Source organism: Pseudomonas sp. NPDC089406, assembly GCF_044900265.1.
GTDB lineage: Bacteria > Pseudomonadota > Gammaproteobacteria > Pseudomonadales > Pseudomonadaceae > Aquipseudomonas > Aquipseudomonas fakonensis.
Genome location: NZ_JBJDNC010000028.1, coordinates 38366 through 58878, shown reverse-complemented (window position 1 = coordinate 58878; position 20513 = coordinate 38366). Strand labels below are relative to the sequence as shown.

The 20513-nt window shown below is 65.2% G+C and carries 15 protein-coding genes; 5 read left to right on the top strand and 10 right to left on the bottom strand.

Annotated elements, in window-relative coordinates; translation table 11 throughout:
- Positions 1–119 precede the first annotated feature (119 nt).
- The 3 genes from ACI2KK_RS19490 to ACI2KK_RS19480 form a co-directional block, all read right to left on the bottom strand.
- Positions 120–1217, bottom strand: coding sequence for a polyamine ABC transporter substrate-binding protein (locus tag ACI2KK_RS19490; protein WP_404670176.1), 1098 nt, complete (start codon positions 1215–1217; stop codon positions 120–122).
- A gap of 170 nt (positions 1218–1387) precedes the next feature.
- Positions 1388–2749, bottom strand: coding sequence for an aspartate aminotransferase family protein (locus ACI2KK_RS19485; protein WP_404670175.1), 1362 nt, complete (start codon positions 2747–2749; stop codon positions 1388–1390).
- Between the two features lie 48 nt (positions 2750–2797).
- On the bottom strand, positions 2798–4156 hold the full coding sequence (locus ACI2KK_RS19480) for a glutamine synthetase family protein (RefSeq protein WP_217841260.1): 1359 nt from the start codon (positions 4154–4156) through the stop codon (positions 2798–2800).
- A gap of 667 nt (positions 4157–4823) precedes the next feature.
- Between ACI2KK_RS19480 and ACI2KK_RS19475 the strand changes: the two genes are divergently transcribed.
- Positions 4824–6200, top strand: a complete 1377-nt coding sequence (locus ACI2KK_RS19475) for a glutamine synthetase family protein (protein ID WP_110734219.1) — start codon at positions 4824–4826, stop codon at positions 6198–6200.
- A gap of 261 nt (positions 6201–6461) precedes the next feature.
- Here the strand turns inward: ACI2KK_RS19475 and argA are convergent, their stop codons facing one another.
- A complete protein-coding gene (argA, locus tag ACI2KK_RS19470) occupies positions 6462–7760 on the bottom strand; it encodes an amino-acid N-acetyltransferase (protein WP_404670174.1) in 1299 nt (432 codons plus the stop codon).
- Positions 7761–7884: 124 nt separating this feature from the next.
- Positions 7885–9027 (bottom strand): acetylornithine deacetylase, encoded by a 1143-nt coding sequence (gene argE / locus ACI2KK_RS19465; protein WP_217841257.1) that lies wholly within the window; start codon positions 9025–9027, stop codon positions 7885–7887.
- Positions 9028–9262: 235 nt separating this feature from the next.
- On the opposite strand from argE, the gene ACI2KK_RS19460 reads away from it, so the two are divergent.
- Positions 9263–10642 (top strand): inorganic triphosphatase, encoded by a 1380-nt coding sequence (locus ACI2KK_RS19460; protein ID WP_404670173.1) that lies wholly within the window; start codon positions 9263–9265, stop codon positions 10640–10642.
- Positions 10643–10852: 210 nt separating this feature from the next.
- Here the strand turns inward: ACI2KK_RS19460 and ACI2KK_RS19455 are convergent, their stop codons facing one another.
- Positions 10853–11323, bottom strand: a complete 471-nt coding sequence (locus tag ACI2KK_RS19455) for an Lrp/AsnC family transcriptional regulator (protein ID WP_404670172.1) — start codon at positions 11321–11323, stop codon at positions 10853–10855.
- 126 nt (positions 11324–11449) lie between these two features.
- Here ACI2KK_RS19455 and ACI2KK_RS19450 point away from each other — a divergent pair, with 126 nt between their 5' ends.
- From ACI2KK_RS19450 to ACI2KK_RS19440, 3 genes are all read left to right on the top strand, one after another.
- Positions 11450–11776 (top strand): hypothetical protein, encoded by a 327-nt coding sequence (locus ACI2KK_RS19450; RefSeq protein WP_404670171.1) that lies wholly within the window; start codon positions 11450–11452, stop codon positions 11774–11776.
- Between the two features lie 97 nt (positions 11777–11873).
- Positions 11874–13544 carry a GspE/PulE family protein gene (locus ACI2KK_RS19445; protein WP_404670170.1) on the top strand — a complete coding sequence of 557 codons (1671 nt, stop codon included), beginning with the start codon at positions 11874–11876 and terminating at the stop codon, positions 13542–13544.
- Between the two features lie 92 nt (positions 13545–13636).
- Positions 13637–13951 carry a DUF2388 domain-containing protein gene (locus ACI2KK_RS19440; RefSeq protein WP_404670169.1) on the top strand — a complete coding sequence of 105 codons (315 nt, stop codon included), beginning with the start codon at positions 13637–13639 and terminating at the stop codon, positions 13949–13951.
- A 78-nt stretch (positions 13952–14029) separates the two neighbouring features.
- Here ACI2KK_RS19440 and gcvP read toward each other — a convergent pair whose 3' ends face one another.
- From gcvP to ACI2KK_RS19420, 4 genes are all read right to left on the bottom strand, one after another.
- A complete protein-coding gene (gene gcvP, locus ACI2KK_RS19435) occupies positions 14030–16903 on the bottom strand; it encodes an aminomethyl-transferring glycine dehydrogenase (RefSeq protein ID WP_404670168.1) in 2874 nt (957 codons plus the stop codon).
- Positions 16904–17048: 145 nt separating this feature from the next.
- Complete coding sequence (gcvH, locus tag ACI2KK_RS19430; RefSeq protein ID WP_404670167.1) at positions 17049–17432, bottom strand: glycine cleavage system protein GcvH; 384 nt, start codon at positions 17430–17432, stop codon at positions 17049–17051.
- A 47-nt stretch (positions 17433–17479) separates the two neighbouring features.
- Positions 17480–18562: a glycine cleavage system aminomethyltransferase GcvT gene (gene gcvT, locus ACI2KK_RS19425; protein ID WP_404670166.1), complete on the bottom strand. Its 1083-nt coding sequence runs from the start codon at positions 18560–18562 to the stop codon at positions 17480–17482.
- 123 nt (positions 18563–18685) lie between these two features.
- A complete protein-coding gene (locus ACI2KK_RS19420; protein WP_404670165.1) occupies positions 18686–20308 on the bottom strand; it encodes an ABC transporter permease in 1623 nt (540 codons plus the stop codon).
- Between the last annotated feature and the right edge of the window lie 205 nt (positions 20309–20513).

Here is a 20513-nt window from a genome sequence, read left to right as displayed (position 1 = left end):
CTGGCCGCTCACGCAAAACCGGCGCGCAACTTACCTTCACGGCACAGATGCCGCAATCTTATTTGCCGCTCAATGCCTCTGGGGCGGGAAACCCCGGCCCAGAGGGCTTCGCATCAGGCTTACTTGCCCGACTTGATCTTGGTCCAGCTGCGGGTGATGACGCGCTGGGCGGCAGCTTCGGGGGCTGCGATCGCATACAGCTGCTTCTTCACTTCAGCAGGCGGGTAGATGCTTGGGTCGCTGGTGATGTCTTTGTCGACGAACTGGGTCGCGGCCTTGTTGCCGTTGGGGAAGCGCACGGCGTTGGTGATCTCGGCCATGACTTCCGGTTGCAGCAGGAAGTTCATGAACGCGTAGGCAGCGTCTTTATGCTCGGCATCTTTCGGGATGGCGACCATGTCGTAGAAGGTACCGGCGCCTTCTTTCGGAATGATGTAGTCCAGCTTGACCTTGTCGCCGGCTTCGTGGGCACGGGCCTTGGACTGCTCCAGGTCACCCGAGTAGCCGACGGCCACGCAGATGTTGCCGTTGGCCAGGTCGCCGATGTACTTGGACGAGTGGAAGTAGGTGATCGACGGGCGAACGCTGAGGAACAGTGCCTCGGCCTTCTTCAGGTCTTCAGCCTTGGTGCTGTTGCTTGGCAGGCCCAGGTAGTGCAGCGCGGCCGGCAGCATTTCGGTCGGGGCGTCGAGGAAGCTCACGCCGCAGCTCTTGAGCTTGGCGATGTTCTCGGGCTTGAACACGGCATCCCACGAGTCGATCTTGTCTACGCCCAGCGCAGCCTTGACCTTTTCCGGGTTGTAGCCGATGCCGATGGAGCCCCACATGTAGGGGAAGGCGTACTTGTTGCCCGGGTCGCTGGCGTCACCCACGGCCTTGAGCAGGTCTTCGTCGAGGTTCTTCCAGTTGGGCAGCTTGGAACGGTCCAGTTCCTGGTAAACGCCAGCCTTGATCTGCTTGGCCAGGAAGTTGTTGGACGGCACCACGATGTCGTAACCGGACTTGCCGGCCAGCAGCTTGGCTTCGAGGGTTTCGTTGCTGTCGAAGACGTCGTACTTGACCTTGATACCGCTCTGTTTCTCGAACTTGGCGATGGTGTCCGGAGCGATGTAGTCCGACCAGTTGTAGACGTTCAACACCTTGTCTTCAGCCTGAACAGCGGTAGCCATGGCACCCATCAGGGCGGCGGCCAGCAACGTCTTGCCCATTTTACTCATGCGTAATGCTCCAGAATTTATTATCAAAGCCTTCTGTTCAGCAGCCAGGTCCCACGGTTCACGCGCTGGGCGACTGAAACAGCCGTTAGTCTGGCAAGTTACAAGGCGCTGTTTCAACCAAACGAGTGCCTTGTAGCAACTTAATGTCACCTCGCCAGCCTAGCAGACCGTTATCGGATCGCTTCCAGGGTCAAATCCAGGCACTTGCGCGCCTTTTCCACCAGTTCGTCCACCTCGGCGTGGCTGATCACCAGCGGCGGGGCGATGATCATGGTGTCGCCCACCGCGCGCATGATCAGGCCGTTGTCGAAGCAGAAGTTGCGGCACACCATGCCCACGCCCTTGCCTTCGTAACGGCTGCGGGTGGCCTTGTCCTTGACCAGTTCGATCGCGCCGAGCAGGCCCAGGCCGCGTACTTCGCCCACCAGTGGGTGGTCCTGCAGCTCACGCAGACGTTTTTGCAAGTAGGGTGCCACTTCGGTGCGGGCTTTCTCGACGATGTGCTCGTCACGCAGGATGCGCAGGTTTTCCAGGCCCACCGCCGCCGCCACCGGGTGGCCGGAGTAGGTGAAACCGTGGTTGAAGTCGCCGCCCTCGCTGAGTACCTGGGCCACCTTGTCACGCACGATCACACCGCCCATGGGGATGTAACCGGAGGTCAGGCCCTTGGCGATGGTCATCAGGTCAGGCTGCAAGTCGTAGTAGTCCGAGCCGAACCACTCGCCGGTACGGCCGAACCCGCAAATCACCTCATCGGCGACGAACAGGATGTCGTACTTGGCGAGGATCTCCTTGACCTTCGGCCAGTAGGTTTCTGGCGGGATGATCACCCCGCCGGCACCCTGGATCGGCTCGGCGATGAAGGCGGCGACGTTGTCTTCGCCGACTTCGAGAATTTTCTGTTCCAACTGCTCGGCGGCCCATACGCCGAAGGCGTCCGGGGTCATCTCGCCGCCTTCGCCGAACCAGTAAGGTTGCGGGATGTGCACGATGCCCGGGATCGGCAGGCCGCCCTGCTCGTGCATGCCACTCATGCCGCCCAGGCTGGCACCGGCCACGGTGGAGCCGTGGTAGCCGTTGATGCGGCCGATGATGGTCTGCTTGTGCGGCTTGCCCTTCAGCGCCCAGTAGTGGCGGACCATGCGCAGCACGGTGTCGTTGCCTTCGGAGCCGGAGCCGGTGAAGAACACATGGGTCATGCCCTCGGGGGCCACCTCGGTGATCGCCTTGGCCAGCTCCAGCGCTGGTGGGTGGGCGGTCTGGAAGAACAGGTTGTAGTACGGCAGCTCGCGCATCTGCTTCTCTGCCGCCTGTACCAGCTCTTCGCGGCCATAGCCCACCGCCACGCACCACAGGCCGGCCATGCCGTCGAGGATCTTGTGCCCCTCGCTGTCCCACAAATGAACGCCCTGCGCCTTGGTGATGATGCGCGGCCCCTTGGCCTTCAGCTGCTTGTAGTCGCTGAAAGGGGCCAGGTGGTGTTCGCCGCTCAGGGCTTGCCATTCACGGGTTTGCGGGTTGTTGACGCTCATGTGCCTCTCCATTTTCCGGCAGCCGCCCGCAGGCGGCCTCAGGGTTGATCAGACAGCGAACAGCAGGAACTCACGCTCCCAGGAACTGATGACGCGCTTGAAGTTCTCGTGCTCGGCGCGCTTGGTGGCGACGTAGCCGGCGATGAATTTCTCGCCCAGGTACTGCTCCAGTGCGCGGCTGTTTTCCATGCGCTCCAGGGCATCCTCGATGGTCAGCGGCAGGCGCAGGTTGCGCCGCTCGTAGCCACGGCCCTGCACCGGCGCGCTGGCCTGGATGCCTTCGACCATGCCGATATAGCCGCACAGCAGGCTGGCGGCGATGGCCAGGTAGGGGTTGGCGTCGGCGCCCGGCAGGCGGTTCTCGACCCGGCGGTTCTGCGGGCCGGCATCCGGCACACGCAGGCCGACGGTGCGGTTTTCTTCGCCCCATTCGACGTTCACTGGCGCAGACGTATCCGGCAGGAAGCGGCGGAACGAGTTGACGTTGGGGGCGAACAGCGGCAGCGCTTCGGGGATGAGCTTCTGCAGGCCGCCGATGTGGTTGAGGAACAGCTCGCTCATGCTGCCGTCTTCATTGCTGAAGATGTTCTTGCCGGTGGCTGCATCGACCACGCTCTGGTGCAAGTGCATGGCGCTGCCCGGCTCGCCGGTCATCGGCTTGGCCATGAAGGTGGCGGCCACGTTGTGCTTGAGCGCGGCCTCACGCATGGTGCGCTTGAACACCAGGATCTGGTCGGCCAGGTGCAGGGCGTCGCCGTGACGGAAGTTGATCTCCATCTGCGCGGTGCCGTCTTCGTGGATCAGCGTGTCGAGGTCCAGCTGCTGCAGTTCGCACCAGTCGTAGACGTCCTCGAACAGCGGATCGAATTCGTTGGCAGCCTCGATGGAGAACGACTGACGGCCGGTCTCAGGGCGGCCGGAGCGTCCCACCGGCGGCTGCAGCGGGAAGTCCGGGTCTTCGCTGCGTTTGGTCAGGTAGAACTCCATCTCGGGCGCGACGATCGGCTGCCAGCCTTTGTCGGCGTAGAGCTTGAGCACTTTCTTGAGCACGTTGCGCGGCGACAGTTCGACCGGGTTGCCCTTCTTGTCGTAGGTGTCGTGGATCACCTGGGCGGTCGGCTCGATGGCCCAGGGCACGAGAAACACCGCGTTCTCGTCGGGGCGGCAGATCATGTCGATGTCGGCCGGGTCGAGCAGTTCGTAATAGATGTCATCGTCGACATAGTCGCCGGTCACGGTCTGCAGCAGCACGCTCTCGGGCAGGCGCATGCCTTTTTCGGCGATGAACTTGTTGGTCGGCGAGATCTTGCCGCGGGTGATGCCGGTCAGGTCGCTGATCAGGCATTCCACCTCGGTGATCTTGTGCTCTTTCAACCAATCGGTGAGCTGGTCGAGGTTGTTACTCATAAATACCTCAGGAGGTAATGTGGCCCGGTTGACGGCAACCTGCGGCCGTTGACGCCTGGCGTCGTTCAGGGTCGGCGCACGGGGCACCGAGGGGCCTTGAATGGCCCACGCCTTGATTCTGTATGCAGTGCATGGCTAAAGCAAAAACCCCCGCGCAGGACGACAGTGGATACACTCGATAAAAGTGTGTCCGGGCCGTAAACCGAGGGCAGATAGAAAGGAAGAGAGCCGCTAAAGCGTTACGAGGCATGGCCTTTTTGTGCAAACCGTCAATTATTGCGGCCAGTACAACACAGCAGTGTTGCAAGCGTGCAATGACTGGGCGGCAACCGGGAGATATGCCTGAGCGCACCGTGCAGGCGGTGTTTTCAGGTCTCGACAGGCGGACCATGTGACCCTCGTATTATTGTGTTTTGGGTTGTGTCCGAGCTTAGCCTTGTTCATTTTTTTACACAACCATTGCGTAAAAAATAAAAGACGCCCTGCCCGGGATAACCCTTCAACACGAAAATAGCGGATAATGACACGCCCCGATATGCAGCAAATCTGCCGTAGATGTGCCATTTAAGGGCATCATGGGGCTGGCTTGACTTCACCTGGTCTTTCCGATTGACTGGGGTTGCAAGCCCCCCTTGATTGATATTTTTAACAACAAAGGTGTTGCATCATGTCGGTACCCCCGCGTGCCGTTCAGCTTAACGAAGCGAACGCGTTCCTTAAGGAACATCCTGAGGTTCTCTACGTTGACCTTCTGATTGCAGATATGAATGGTGTGGTTCGTGGCAAGCGCATCGAGCGCACGAGCCTGCACAAGGTTTACGAAAAAGGCATCAACCTGCCGGCCTCCCTCTTCGCCCTGGACATCAACGGTTCCACCGTCGAAAGCACAGGCCTTGGCCTGGACATCGGCGATGCCGACCGCATCTGCTACCCGATCCCCGGCACCCTCTCCAACGAGCCCTGGCAGAAGCGCCCTACCGCGCAGCTGCTGATGACCATGCACGAGATCGAAGGCGAACCCTTCTTCGCCGACCCGCGTGAAGTGTTGCGCCAGGTGGTGAGCAAGTTCACCGACATGGGCCTGACCATCTGCGCCGCGTTCGAGCTGGAGTTCTACCTGATCGACCAGGAGAACGTGAACGGCCGCCCGCAGCCGCCACGCTCGCCGATTTCGGGCAAGCGCCCGCAGTCCACTCAGGTCTATCTCATCGACGACCTCGACGAATATGCCGACTGCCTGCAGGACATTCTTGAAGGCGCCAAGGAGCAAGGCATCCCGGCCGACGCCATCGTCAAGGAAAGCGCCCCGGCGCAGTTCGAAGTCAACCTGCACCACGTCGCCGACCCGCTCAAGGCCTGTGACTATGCAGTGCTGCTCAAGCGCCTGATCAAGAACATCGCCTACGACCATGAAATGGACACCACCTTCATGGCCAAGCCCTACCCGGGCCAGGCAGGCAACGGCCTGCATGTACACATTTCCGTGCTGGACAAAGATGGCAACAACATCTTCACCAGCGAGGATCCCGAGCAGAACGCCGCGCTACGTCACGCTGTCGGCGGTGTGCTCGAGACCCTGCCCGCCTCCATGGCGTTCCTGTGCCCCAACGTCAACTCGTACCGCCGCTTCGGCGCGCAGTTCTACGTACCGAACGCGCCGAGCTGGGGCCTGGACAACCGCACCGTGGCCCTGCGCGTACCGACCGGCTCGCCGGACGCCGTACGCATCGAACACCGAGTGGCCGGCGCCGACGCCAACCCGTACCTGATGATGGCTGCGGTACTGGCCGGTGTGCACCATGGCCTGACCAACAAGATCGAGCCGGGTGAGCCGATCGAAGGCAACTCGTACGAGCAGCTGGAGCAGAGCCTGCCGAACAACCTGCGCGATGCCCTGCGCGAGCTGGACGACAGCGAAATCCTCAACAAGTACATCGATCCGAAGTACATCGACATCTTCGTCGCGTGCAAGGAGAGCGAGCTGGAGGAGTTCGAGCATTCGATCTCCGACCTCGAGTACAACTGGTACCTGCACACCGTGTAAACAAAAACGCCGCCCACAAGGGCGGCGTTTTTCATTGCCCCCAACCCACAGATCTCTCTATGTAGGAGCGGCCTTGCCGGGGCGCCGGACCGGTCGGAAAGGGGTGCGAAGCGCCCCCAGGATTTGTGTATCAAGCAGAGATCGCCGGGGCCGCTCTGCGGCCCTTTCGCGGCACAAGGCCGCTCCTACAGGGGCCGAGTAACCTTCAGCCTGCGCTATACCTGTAGGAGCCGGCTTGCCGGCGATGAGGCCGGCACAGGCTTACAACGACTTCTCGAAAATCTTCGAATTGCGCTGGTAGTTGTACAGCGATGCCCGCGCCGCCGGCAGGCGCTCCACACCACTGGGTGCAAACCCCCGCTCGCGGAACCAGTGCGCGGTACGCGTGGTCAGCACGAACAAGGTGTTCAACCCCAACGCCCGCGCCCGGGTTTCGATGCGTTCGAGCAGCTCGTCACCGCGCCCGCCATGCCGGTACTCCGGGTTCACCGCCAGGCACGCCAGCTCGCCGGCCTCGGAGTCGGCAATCGGGTACAGCGCCGCACAGGCGATGATCATGCCCTCGCGCTCGACCACGCTGAACTGCTCGATCTCACGTTCCAGCACCTCCCGCGAACGGCGTACCAGAATGCCCTGCTCTTCCAGCGGGCTGATCAGGTCCAGCAGGCCGCCAACGTCTTCGATGGTCGCCTCGCGCACCACCTCGAACTGCTCCTGGGACACCAGCGTACCGGCCCCGGCCCGGGTGAACAGCTCGTTGAGCAGCGCACCGTCCTCGACATAACTGACGATATGGCTGCGCGCCACGCCGCCCTTGCAGGCCTCGGCGGCAGCATCCAGCAGCTCGCCCTGGTAGTCGCTGCCCAGGCGTTGCAGGTGCGGCGCCACCTGTTGCGGGCGCAGCTCGCGCACCAGGCGCCCCTGGTCGTCCAACAAGCCGGGTTCTGCGCCGAACAGCAGCAGCTTGTCGGCGCCCAGCTCGATGGCGGCGCGGGTGGCGACGTCTTCGCAGGCCAGGTTGAAGATCTCCCCGGTGGGCGAATAGCCCAGCGGCGACAGCAGCACGATGGAGCGTTCGTCGAGCAGCCGGCTGATACCCTTGCGGTCGACCCGGCGCACTTCGCCGGTGTGGTGGTAGTCGACCCCTTCGAGCACGCCGATCGGCCGTGCGGTGACCAGGTTGCCCGAGGCCACCCGCAAGCGCGAACCCTGCATCGGCGAGGCGGCGATATCCATCGACAGGCGCGCCTCGATGGCCAGGCGCAGGGCACCGACCGCGTCGATCACGCAGTCCAGGGTGGCCGCATCGGTGATGCGCAGGCCACGGTGGTAGTGCGGGGTCAGGCCGCGGGCGGCCAGGCGGCTTTCGATCTGCGGGCGCGAACCGTGCACCAGCACCAGGCGCACGCCCAGGCTGTGCAGCAGCACCAGGTCGTGGACGATATTGCCGAAATTCGGGTGTTCGACGCCGTCACCGGGGAGCATGACCACGAAGGTGCAATCGCGGTGGGCGTTGATGTAGGGAGAAGCATGGCGCAGCCAGTTGACATAATCGGGCATGACAAGGCCTGTGGATAAGTGAACGGAGACGGAAAGGCGCACAACGTTCGAAAGTCATCGTCGGAACAGGCTTGCGGTCACGCGCGGTCTCCTCTAGGCAGTGACGAATGAAGTCAGTGGACGTTTAGCTCAGGCAATAGTGCCGCACCAGGTCACGCAATAGACGCACGGTAGGCTCGATACGTGACATTTCAAGGTATTCGCCGGGCTGGTGGGCGCAGGCGATGTCGCCGGGGCCGAGCACGATGGTCTGGCAGCCGAGCTGCTGAAGATAAGGCGCTTCGGTACCAAAGGCCACCGCTTCGGCGCGGTGGCCGGTCAGGCGTTCGGCCAGTTGCACCAGCTCGGCGTCAGCGGCCTGCTCGAACGGCGGCACCTCGGGGAACAGCGGCGCGTAGTCGATCTGCACCTCGAAGCGCTCGGCCAGCGGCACCAGCTTGCTGCGAATGGCCGCACGCAGTTGCTCGACATCCATGCCCGGCAGCGGACGCAGGTCGAACTCCAGGGCGCACTGGCCGCAGATGCGGTTGGGGTTGTCGCCGCCGTGGATGCAGCCGAAGTTCAGGGTCGGGGTTGGCACGGTGAACTGCGGGTTGCGGTATTTTTCCTGCCAGCCGCGGCGCAGGTCCATCAGCTCGCCCATCGCCGCGTGCATGGCCTCCAGGGCGCTGCGGCCCAGGTTCGGGTCCGACGAATGGCCGCTGCGCCCGAGAATATCGATGCGGTCCATGAGGATGCCCTTGTGCATGCGGATCGGCTTGAGCCCGGTGGGCTCGCCGATCACCGCCGCCCGCCCGAGCGGCTGGCCGGCCTCGGCCAGGGCGCGGGCACCGGACATCGAGCTCTCCTCGTCGCAGGTGGCCAGAATCAGCAGCGGCTGCTTGAAGTCGTGTTCAAGCAGCGGCGTGACCGCCTCGATCACCAGGGCGAAGAAGCCCTTCATGTCGCAGCTGCCCAGGCCCACCCAGCGGCCATCGACCTCGGTAAGCTTGAGCGGGTCGCTTTGCCACAGTTGCGGGTCGAACGGCACGGTGTCGCTATGCCCGGCCAGCACCAGGCCGCCGGGGCCGGTGCCGCGGCTGGCCAGCAGGTTGAACTTGCCCGGGGTGACCTGCTGGATCTCGCAGGTGAAACCCAGGTCGCCCAGCCAGCCGGCCAGCAGGTCGATGACCGCGCGGTTGGACTGGTCGAGGGCCGGCTGGGTGCAACTGACCGACGGTGCGGCGATCAGGGCGGCGAACTGGTCTTTCAGCGACGGCAACGGCATGCGCGGACTCCTCAAAAGCATGGAGGGCATCATAACAACCCATTCCCTGCGCAGGGCAAGCCATTCCTGGGGCCGCTATGCGGCCCTTCGCGGGTAAACCCGCTCCTACAGGGTTATCGCCATCCTGTAGGAGCGGGTTTACCCGCGAAGGGCTGCGCAGCAGCCCCAAATCCGGCAGGCGACACCCGACTCCTGTAGACTCACATCCCACGATGCCCCTCCTTCCGAGCCCGCGATGCACAAAGAAACCGAACTCAAACTCCGCGCCAGCCGCGAGACCCTCGCCGCCCTGCGCGAGCACCCCCTGCTGAAAAAGCGCAACAAGTCCGGCTGGCAGACCCGCGAACTGCTCAACCAGTACTTCGACACGCCGGAGCGCGACCTGTCGGCCGCCCGTGTGGCGCTGCGCCTGCGCCGCGACGGCGAGGTCATCATCCAGACCCTCAAGTGCCGCGGCCAAAGCGTGGCCGGCCTGTCCGAGCGCAACGAGTACGAGTGGCAGCTGGACAAGGTCAAGCTGGACCTGAAAAAACTCGACGCCAGCTGCTGGCCCGAGCAACTGGCCGAGCTCGACAAGAAGACCATCAAGCCGCTGTTCACCACCGATTTCACCCGCGAGTACGCCGAAATCTCCTGGGGCCGCGGCAAGGCCAAGGTGGTGATCGAAGCCGCCCTGGACCAAGGCTTCGTGGTGGTCGGCAAGCGCAAGGAAGAAATCAGCGAGCTGGAGCTTGAACTGCGCGAAGGCGACCCGGCAGCCCTGCTGGAGCTGGCCGCGGAACTTGCCGCAAGCGTCGCCCTGATGCCGTGCGACATCAGCAAGGCCGAACGCGGCTACCGCCTGCTCGACGAGGCCAGCTACGAGCTGGACCTGCCGGCCAGCGAGCTGGACGCCGAAATGCCACTGGACGACGCCTACGCCGCCCTGGCCTGGCAACTGCTGGGCAGCAGCCAGCGCCTGGCCGAGCAGTACCGCCACAACGGCCACTGGCGCCTGCTGCAGGACTGGGTACGCTGCCTCGCCGAACTGCGCGCCCTCACCGCCAGCCTTGGCCAGGCGGCACCGCGCCCGGTGACCAAGGCCCTGCGCGCCAGCCTCGACGCGCTGCTGGAAGACTGGCGCCCGCTGGTACAGGCCGGCAATGACGACGAAGACATCCGCCGCGCCGCCCCCGAGCAGTTCGCCGAGGAGCTGGAGGACCCACGCTGGGGCCAGTTCTCGCTGGAAACCGCCCGCTGGCTGACCGCCCGCGCCTGGACCGTGGAACGCAAGGGCCGTGGCGAGCGCCAGGGCAAGGCGCAGCTGGCCAGCTGGCTGCACCATCAGCTGGGTGAAGAAGCCCGCGCCCTGAAGCTGCCACTGTACGTGCAGCGCCCGGAAGACCTGGGTGAGCAGCTGCCGCGCATCGAAGGCATCCTGGCCTGGCTGCACCACGCCCGCCAGGTGCTCGACGTGCCGCAGCAGGACCGCCTGTACGGCGAGCTGAACAAACTGCACGAGCTGGCCGAGCAGCCGCTGGGTGAAGAAGACAAGAGCGAGCTGCTGGAAGCACGCATCGAGCAGGCCCGCGCCATCGAGCAGAACCGCGCCTGGAAGCATTTGCTCAAGGCTTGATGACGCACATCGCGGGGCAAGCCCGCTCCTACCGGTACGGCACTGGCCTGAAGCTTATGCAATCCCTGTAGGAGCGGCCTTGTGTCGCGAAAGGGCCGCAGAGCGGCCCCGGCAATCTTGCATGATGCGCAAATCCTGGGGCCGCTTCGCGCCCCTTTCCGACCGGTCCGGCGCCCCGGCAAGGCCGCTCCTACAGGGAACGCGCCACCCTCAGCGTTGCAACGGCAAACTCGTCGTACTCTTGATCTCGGATAGCGCCACGATCGAATTCACTTCCTGAATACCCGGCACGTTCGACAGCTTTTCGAAGAAGAAGCGCTCATAAGCCTCGATATCCGAGGTGACGATGCGCAGCAAGAAGTCCACCGACCCCATCAGCACATAACACTCCAGCACTTCCGGGAAACCGCGGATCGCCTCGGTGAACTCGGCAAAGTTCGAGCGCCCGTGGGCGTTGAGCTTCACCTCGGCGAAGATCTGCGTGTTCAGGCCCACCTTCTTGCGGTCCAGCAGGGTCACCTGCCCGCGAATCACCCCTTCTTCGCGCAAGCGCTGAATGCGCCGCCAGCATGGCGACTGCGACAGCCCTACGCGCTCGGCGATCTGCGCGCTTGAGAGCGATGCGTCCTCCTGCAGCAGTTCGAGGATTCGACGATCAAAGGCATCCAGCTCGCTTTGCATGATTGATTCCTGAAAATGCGTTCTTGCGAATCATACAATTCGCACAGTGGCCAAATCGACCGAATCATAGCGAAACAATACCCCGTTCAGCGTGCAAGAATTTCCCCACTTTCGCGGAGACCCAGCATGAACGCACTCGAACGGCCCCTCGCCGCCCCCCGCCTCGACGCCTGGGCTGCCAGCACCGCCCACAGCACCGTGCACTACCGCCTGCAGGCCGAGGCCGAGCCAGATAGCCTGTGCCGGGTGCTGAACCTGTTTGCCCTGCAGTTCCTCACCCCCCACAGCGTGCAGGTAAGCCAGCAGGATGACTGGCTTCACATGCAAATCGGCATCGGCGGCCTGAGCTGGCACCGCGCCGAGGTGATTGCGCAAAAACTGCGCAACCTGGTCTGCGTTGCTGACGTGAGCCTTGAGAACATGCCGCCCCTGGCCGAAGTCGCGGCCGGCTGAAGTGGCGCCCGGCAAAGTCCCGAAACCCTTTGCCCGCACGCAGGCAAAGCCATCCGGGTAGCCTTCCAGGTCCGTTCACCTGGCAAGGACTGCCGCCATGTTCGCCAACCAGACCCTCGACCTCGACCTGCACCGCCTGCTCGATGCCTTGCTGGCCGAGCAACGCATTACCGCCCAGGCCGCCCTCGAAGCCCTCGCGCAGGCCAAGGCCAAACCCACCGAACACCCGCTCGAACTGATCGCCGGCCTGGGCCTGGCCGACCCCTGCCACCCCGGCCAGCTGCTGAGCCTGGACACCCTGTGCCAGTGGCTGGCCGAGCAGGTTGGCCAGCCCTTCCTGCACATCGACCCGTTGCAGGTCGACCTGGCTCAAGTCAGCGGGTTGGTGTCTGCGGCCTTTGCCCAGCGACATCACATTCTGCTGGTCGCGGCCGATGCCACCGGCGTCACCGTGGCCAGCGCCCAGCCCTACCAGCGTGAATGGGAGGCCGACCTGTGCCGCAGCCTGGGCAAACCCGTGCACCGGGTGCTGGCCAGCCCCGTACAGATTCGCCAGCTCGCCCCGACATTCTTCGGCCTGGCCCATTCGGTACAGGGCGCCGACCAGCAGCAACCGGCGCGCCTGGGCGAGCTGGAGCAACTGCTGGAACTGGGCTCAGGCCTTAGCCAGGCCAGCGCCGATGATGCACCCATCGTGCACCTGGTGGACTGGATGCTGCAGTACGCCATCGAACAACGTGCCAGCGATATCCACCTGGAACCACGCCGCGAACAGGGCCACCTGCGCCTGCGCATCGACGGCTTGCTGCACAGCGTGTACGCCTTTCCGGCGGGTGTCGCCCTGGCCATGGTCAGCCGCCTCAAGCACCTGGGGCGCATGGACGTGGCCGAAAAACGCCGCCCGCAGGACGGCCGCCTGAAAAGCCGGCTGCCCGGCGGGCTGGAGGTGGAAATGCGCCTGTCGACGCTACCCACGCCCTTTGGCGAAAAGCTGGTGCTGCGCCTGTTCGACGCCCGCCAGCAGCACGAAACGCTGCAAAGCCTCGGCCTGCAAGGCCAGTTACTGGAGCACTGGCAGGCGCTGCTCAAGCAGCGCCAGGGCATTGTGCTGGTCACCGGCCCCACAGGTTCGGGCAAGACCAGCACCCTTTACGCCAGCCTGCGCTTGCTGGCCACGCCCCAGGTGAACCTGTGCAGCATCGAAGACCCCATCGAGCGCCTGGAACCTGCGATCAACCAGCTGCAGGTGCAGCCGGCGCTTGACCTGGGCTTTGCCGACGGTGTGCGCGCCCTGCTGCGCCAGGACCCGGACGTGATCATGATCGGCGAGATCCGCGACCGCGAAACCGCCCAGGTAGCAGTGCAGGCGGCGCTCACCGGGCACCTGGTGCTTTCGACCCTGCACACCAACGATGCCTGCAGCGCCGTGACCCGCCTGCAGGAGCTGGGGGTGGCCAGCTACCTGGTGCGGGCCACGCTGCTCGGGGTCATGGCCCAGCGCCTGGTGCGCACCCTGTGTACGCTGTGCCGCGGCGCAAGCACGCTGTGCTACCAGTGCCGGGGCACCGGTTATCACGGGCGTACCGGGCTGTTCGAGCTGCTAAGCGTCAGCCAAGGCCTGCGCGAACGCATCACCGCCGACACCGACCTGGCCGCCTTGCGCCAGCAGGCGCAGGCCGACGGCATGCTTGATTTGCGCGGCTGCGGCCAGGAGCGCATCGGCCAGGGCGTGACCTCGCTCGAAGAGGTGCTGCGGGTCTGTGGATAACCGACAAATAGCCGGCGGTGCCGGGAACTTGGCCACGGGGGGCAAGATCCAAGTTGCATCATCACAACCCTCACCCACCGAGGTGCTTCATCATGCGTTTCAAGCAAGCCATCGCAGCCGCTGTCCTGGTTTCGCTGCCCGTTGGCGCCGCCATGGCCGACGGTTTCTGGCGCAACATCATTTCGTCGGGCGCCACCACCGCCTCGACCTACCTGACGTTCAAGGACCACAAGCTGATCGTCGCCGCCCAGGATGACGCCGGCAGCTTCGTCGCCAGCGACGGCGCCATTCGCGGGCCGTTCCTGGAGGCCGCGATGCGCCAGGTGCGCGCCGACAACCCGGGCGTGCAGGCCAGCGACATGGAACTGGCCAACGCGATCCTGGCCAAGAACGCCGTCGCCGAGTAAACCCCTATCGCGGGGCAAGCCCGCTCCCACGCAGGTTCGCTTCGTGGGAGCGGGCTTGCCCCGCGATGCGTTCGCCCCTCAGCGATACGCCTCCACCGGCACACAAGCGCAAAACAGGTTCCTGTCCCCATACACGTTGTCGACCCGGTTCACCGCCGGCCAGTACTTGTGCTGGCGCGCGTGAGCGCTGGGGGCGATGCCCTGTTCGATGCTGTAGGGCCGCGCCCACGGCGCCAGCACATCGGCCAGGGTGTGCGGGGCATGCCGGAGCGGGTTGTCCTCCAGCGGCCAGTTGCCCTGCTGCACCTGGTCGATTTCTGCACGGATCGCCAGCATCGCCTCGACGAAGCGGTCCAACTCGGCCTTCGACTCGCTCTCGGTGGGCTCGACCATCAGCGTGCCCGGCACCGGGAACGACATGGTCGGAGCGTGGAAGCCGTAATCCATCAGGCGCTTGGCCACGTCCTCCTCGGTGATGCCGGTCAGCGCCTTGAGCGGGCGCAGGTCGAGGATGCACTCGTGGGCCACACGCTGGTTGCGCCCGCGGTACAGCACCGGGAAGGCATCACGCAGCTGGCTGGCCAGGTAGTTGGCCGACAGGATCGCCACCTCGCTGGCGTCGGCCAGTTGCGGCCCCATCATGGCGATGTACATCCAGCTGATCGGCAAGATGCTCGCACTGCCCCAAGGGGCGGCGCTGACCGCGCTGTTGTTCGGGTCCAGCCCGGGCACCGGCACCACCGGGTGGCTGGCGACGAACGGCTTGAGGTGGGCGCGGATGCCGATCGGCCCCATGCCCGGCCCGCCACCGCCATGGGGGATGCAGAAGGTCTTGTGCAGGTTCATGTGCGACACGTCGGCGCCGATGTCGGCCGGCCGTGCCAGGCCCACCTGGGCGTTGAGGTTGGCGCCGTCCATGTACACCTGGCCGCCATGCTGGTGCACCACTTCGCAGATTTCGCGAATGCCCTCTTCGTACACGCCGTGGGTCGAGGGGTAGGTGACCATCAGGCACGACAACCGCTCACCCGCCGCCTGGGCCTTGGCCTTGAGGTCTTCAAGGTCGACGTTGCCGTCCTCGTCGCACTCGACGATCACCACCTCCATGCCGGCCATCTGCGCCGAGGCCGGGTTGGTGCCATGGGCCGACGACGGAATCAGGCACAGGGTGCGCCCGGGCTGGTGGCGGCTCTGGTGGTAGCGGGTGATGGCCATCAGGCCCGCGTACTCGCCCTGGGCGCCGGAGTTGGGCTGCATGCAGATGGCGTCGAAGCCGGTGATGGCGCACAACCAGCTTTCCAGCTCGTCGATCATCGCCTTGTAGCCCTGCACCTGGGCCGCCGGGGCGAAGGGGTGCGGCTGGGCGAACTCGGGCCAGGTGATGGGGATCATCTCGCTGCTGGCGTTGAGCTTCATGGTGCAGGAGCCCAGCGGGATCATCGACTGGTTCAGCGCCAGGTCCTTGTTCTCCAACTGCTTGAGGTAGCGCAGCATCTCGGTTTCGCTGTGGTGCAGGTTGAACACCGGGTGCTCCAGGATCGGCGTGCGCCGCACCAGCGCACTGGGGATGCCCTCTGGCAGCGCCTGCTGGTCGAGGGCGGCGATGTCCAGGCCGTGGTCTACGCCGAGGAAGATATCCAGCAGTTTGAGCACTGTGGCTTCGTCACAGGTTTCGTCCAGGCTCACCCCCAAGTGCCCGCGACCAAGAATGCGCAGGTTGATGCGCGCGTCCTCGGCGCTTTCGATGATCGCCGCCTGAGTGCCGCCGACATCGAGGGTGAGGGTGTCGAAGAAGTGCTGGTTGAGGCGCTTGATGCCCTTGCTTTCAAGCCCGGCAGCCAGAATGAAGGTCAGCCGGTGCACGCGCTGGGCGATGCGCCGCAGGCCTTCGGGGCCGTGATACACGGCGTAGAAGCCGGCGATATTGGCCAGCAGCACCTGCGCCGTGCAGATGTTCGAATTGGCCTTCTCGCGGCGGATGTGCTGCTCGCGGGTTTGCAGGGCCATGCGCAGCGCGGTGTTGCCGCGGGCATCGCGGGACACACCGATGATGCGCCCGGGCATGGCCCGCTTGTAGTCGTCGCGGCAGGCGAAGTAGGCGGCGTGGGGCCCGCCGTAGCCCATGGGTACGCCAAAGCGCTGGGTGGAACCAAGCACCACGTCCGCGCCCAGCTCGCCCGGCGGGGTCAGCAGCACCAGGCTGAGAATGTCGGCGGCCACGCAGGCCACAGCCTGCTGGCCGTGCAACTGGTCGATCAACGGGCGCAGGTCGCGCACCTCGCCATGGGTGTCGGGGTATTGCAGCAAGGCGCCGAACACCGCGTGCTTGCCGAGGTTATCCACAGCATCGACGATCAGCTCGAAGCCAAAGCCCTCGGCGCGGGTCTTGAGCACCGAGAGGGTCTGCGGGTGGCAGTGCTCATCGGCGAAGAACGCATTGCTCTTGCTGCGCGCCACGCGCTTGGCCAGGGCCATGGCCTCGGCAGCGGCGGTGGCTTCGTCGAGCAGTGAAGCGTTGGCCAGCGGCAGGCCGGTGAGGTCGATGACCATCTGCTGGTAGTTCAGCAGCGCCTCCAGCCGGCCCTGGGCGATCTCCGGCTGATAGGGCGTGTAGGCGGTGTACCAGCCGGGGTTTTCCAGCACGTTGCGCAGGATCACCGTGGGGGTGACGGTGGCGTGGTAGCCCATGCCGATCAGGCTGGTCCACAGCTGGTTTTGTGCGGCGTAACCGGCCAGCTTGGCCAGGGCGGCCTGCTCATCCAGCGCCGGGGGCAGATCGAGCGGGCGGTTGAAACGGATGCCGGGCGGTACGGTCTGCTCGATCAGCTCGCTGCGGCTGCTGACGCCGAGGGCGGCCAGCATGGCCTGCTGCTCCTGGGCATCGGGCCCCAGGTGGCGCTGCAGGAACGGGTTGGCGAGGTGCAGTTGACGCAGGGATGGCGACTGGGACATGGCGAGATCTCTTCCTGGACCAGTTCTCTTGGAGACTTACAAGTCTAGGAAGGATTGCCGGATGTGCGGGGATTATTGCGTTTGCAGTGCCGGCCCCATCGCGGGGCAAGCCCGCTCCCACGATGTTGCGTGGGAGCGGATACCGTTACTCGCCGATGGCGGCCTTGTAGGCAGCAGCGTCTAGCAGCTTGTCCAGCTGCGACTTGTCGCTTGGCTTGAGCTTGAAGATCCACGAATCGTAAGGCTCTTCGTTGAGCAGCTCGGGGCTGTCGGCCAGCCCTTCGTTGACCGCGATCACTTCGCCGGCCACCGGGGCGTAGATGTCGGAGGCGGCCTTGACCGACTCGACCACGCCAGCGGCGTCGCCGGCAGCGAACACCTTGCCGACTTCGGCCAGTTCGACGAACACCACGTCACCCAGCGCCTGCTGCGCGTGGTCGCTGATGCCTACGGTAACGCTGCCGTCGACTTCCAGGCGGGCCCACTCGTGGCTCTCGGCGAAACGCAGGTCGGCGGGGATATTGCTCATGTGTTGTCTTCCTCGTTTGGGTCAGCGGTCGGCCCGCCGTTGAATGTTCAGATCAGGACTTTGCCGTGGCGCACGAAGGTCGGCTTGACCACCCGCACCGGGTACCACTTGCCGCGAATCTCGACTTCGGCGCGGTCGCCGGTGGCCATGGGTACGCGGGCCAGGGCAATGGACTTGCTCAGCGTAGGCGAGAAACTACCACTGGTGATCTCCCCTTCGCCAATGCCGGATACACGGACCACCTGGTGGGCGCGCAATACGCCGCGCTCCTCGAGCACCAGCCCGACCAGTTTTTCCTGCACGCCGCGTTCAATTTCTGCCAGCAGGCCCGCGCGCCCGATGAACTCGCGACCCGCCGGCTCCCAGGCAATGCACCAGCCCAGGTTGGAGGTCAGCGGGGTGTGGGTTTGGTCGATGTCCTGGCCGTACAGGTTCATGCCGGCTTCCAGGCGCAGGGTGTCGCGGGCACCCAGGCCGCTGGGGGCGATGCCGGCGCCGACCAGGTCGTTGAAGAAGGCCACGGCCTGATCGCCGGGCAGGATGATCTCCAGGCCGTCTTCGCCGGTGTAACCGGTGCGGGCGATGAACCAGTCGCCTTCAGCCACGCCTTCGAAAGGGCGCAGTTCGCGGATGACTGCAGCGCGCGCGGGGCTGAGCAAGGGCGCGACCTTGTCGCGGGCCCGCGGGCCCTGGATGGCAAGGATGGCCAGGTCCGGACGTACGTCGAAGGTCACCTCGAAACCTGCGCGCTGCACGCGCAGCCAGTCGAGCACCTTGGCCCGGGTAGCGGCGTTGGTGACCAGGCGGTAGCCCCAGTCGGTGCGGTAGGCGATCAGGTCGTCGATCACGCCGCCGTCTTCGCTGAGCAGCGGGCTGTAGAGGGCCTTGCCGATGCCGTCGAGGCGGGCCACGTCGTTGGCCAGCAGGCGTTGCAACCAGGGCGTGGCCTGGCTGCCGGTGACGTCGATCACCGTCATGTGGGAAACATCGAAGACGCCGCAGTCACTGCGCACCTGGTGGTGCTCCTCGACCTGCGAGCCATAGTGCAGCGGCATGTCCCAGCCACCAAAATCGACCGTCTTGGCGCCAAGCGCCAGGTGCAAGTCGAACAAAAGCGTGCGCTGTCCCATGGGTTTCTCCTTCCGGGCGTGGCGAAGCGGCAGCGGTCGATGACGTTTAATCGTCAGCTCTTCTTGTAGGACCCGCCGCGCGAATGCCGCGCATTGTAGCCGCAAGGACGCGACGTGGCACCCTCAGCGCGGAAGCCCGGGACGATGGGCCGAACGGCGGATCAACCCGATCACCGGCAACAGGCCCACCAGCACCAGGGTCAACGCCGGCAACGAGGCCCGCGCCCACTCGCCTTCGCTGGTCATCTCGAACACCCGCACGGCCAGCGTGTCCCAGCCGAACGGGCGCATCAGCAAGGTGGCGGGCATTTCCTTGAGCACGTCGACGAACACCAGCAGCGCAGCGCTCAACGCGCCGGGCACCAGCAGCGGCAGATACACCTTGAAAAACAATCCCGGCCCGGCCACCCCGAGGCTGCGCGATGCCTCTGGCAGTGACGGGCGGATGCGCTCCAGGCTGCTTTCCAGCGGGCCGTAGGCCACGGCGATGAAACGCACCAGGTAGGCCAGCAGCAACGCCGACAGGCTGCCCAGCAGCAGCGGCTTGCCGGCACCACCCAGCCACTGCTGCAGCGGGATCACCAGCTGGTTGTCGAGGTAACTGAACGCCAGCATGATCGACACCGCCAGCACCGAGCCCGGCAGCGCATAGCCCAGGTTGGCCAGGCCGACACCGGCGCGAATGCCGGTGGTCGGCGCCTGGCGCCGGGCAAAGGCCAGCAGCAGGGCCACGCTCACGGTGACCAGCGCTGCCATGGCCCCCAGGTAGAGGGTGTGCAGCACCAGCCCGACATAGCGCTCGTCCAGGTCATGCCGGCCGCGCTGCCAGCACCACACCAGCAGCTGCAACAGCGGGATCACGAAGGCGCAGGCGAACACCAGCAGGCACCAGGCGCTGGCGGCGAACGCCTTGAACCCGCGCAGGTGGTACAGCGCCTGCCCGCGCGGGCGTTCGTTGGCGCTGCGGCTGGCACCACGGGCGCGGCGTTCGCCGTACAACACCAGCATCACCGCCAGCAGCAGCAAGCTGGCCAGTTGCGCGGCGCTGGACAGGCTGAAGAAGCCGTACCAGGTCTTGTAGATGGCGGTGGTGAAGGTGTCGAAGTTGAACACCGCCACCGCACCGAAATCGGCCAGGGTTTCCATCAATGCCAGGGCGATGCCGGCGCCGATGGCCGGGCGCGCCATGGGCAGCGCCACCCGCCAGAACGCCTGCAGCGGCGACAGCCCGAGCACCCGCGCGGCCTCCATCAGGCCCTTGCCCTGGGCCAGGAAGGCGGTGCGCGCCAGCAGGTACACGTAGGGGTAGAACACCAGCACCAGCACGGTGATCACCCCGCCGGTGGAGCGCACCCGGGGCAGGCGCATGGGCCCGAACACCTCGCGCAGGGCGCTTTGCACGGGGCCGGCAAAATCCAGCAGGCCGACGAAGACGAACGCCAGCACATAGGCGGGAATGGCGAACGGCAGCATCAGCGCCCAGTCCAGCCAGCGCCGCCCGGGGAACTCGCAGAGGCTGGTGAGCCAGGCCAGGCTCACCCCCAGCACGGTGACGCCTACGCCCACGCCCAGCACCAGGGTCAGGGTGTTGCCCAGCAGCCGGCTCATCTGCGTGTCGAGCAGGTGCGACCAGATCTGCATATCGACCGACTGCCAGGACAGCAGCAGCACGCTCAGCGGCAGCAGCACCAGGGCGGCGGTGAGAAAGACCGGGAGGTACCAGCGGCGTTGGGGGGTGTGGGGCAAGGCGGGAGTCTCGGTTGCAGGTTGCGACCGCTGCGCGGTCGTTCGCGGCTAAAGCCGCTCCCACAGGGTTACATAATCTTCAGGCCTGCGCTGCACCTGTAGGAGCCGGCTTGCCGGCGATGGGGCCGGCGCAGGCAGTGCAAAACCTGTGGGAGCGGCTTTAGCCGCGAAGGGGCCCCTGAAGGCCCCGCAAGGATAAGCGCTG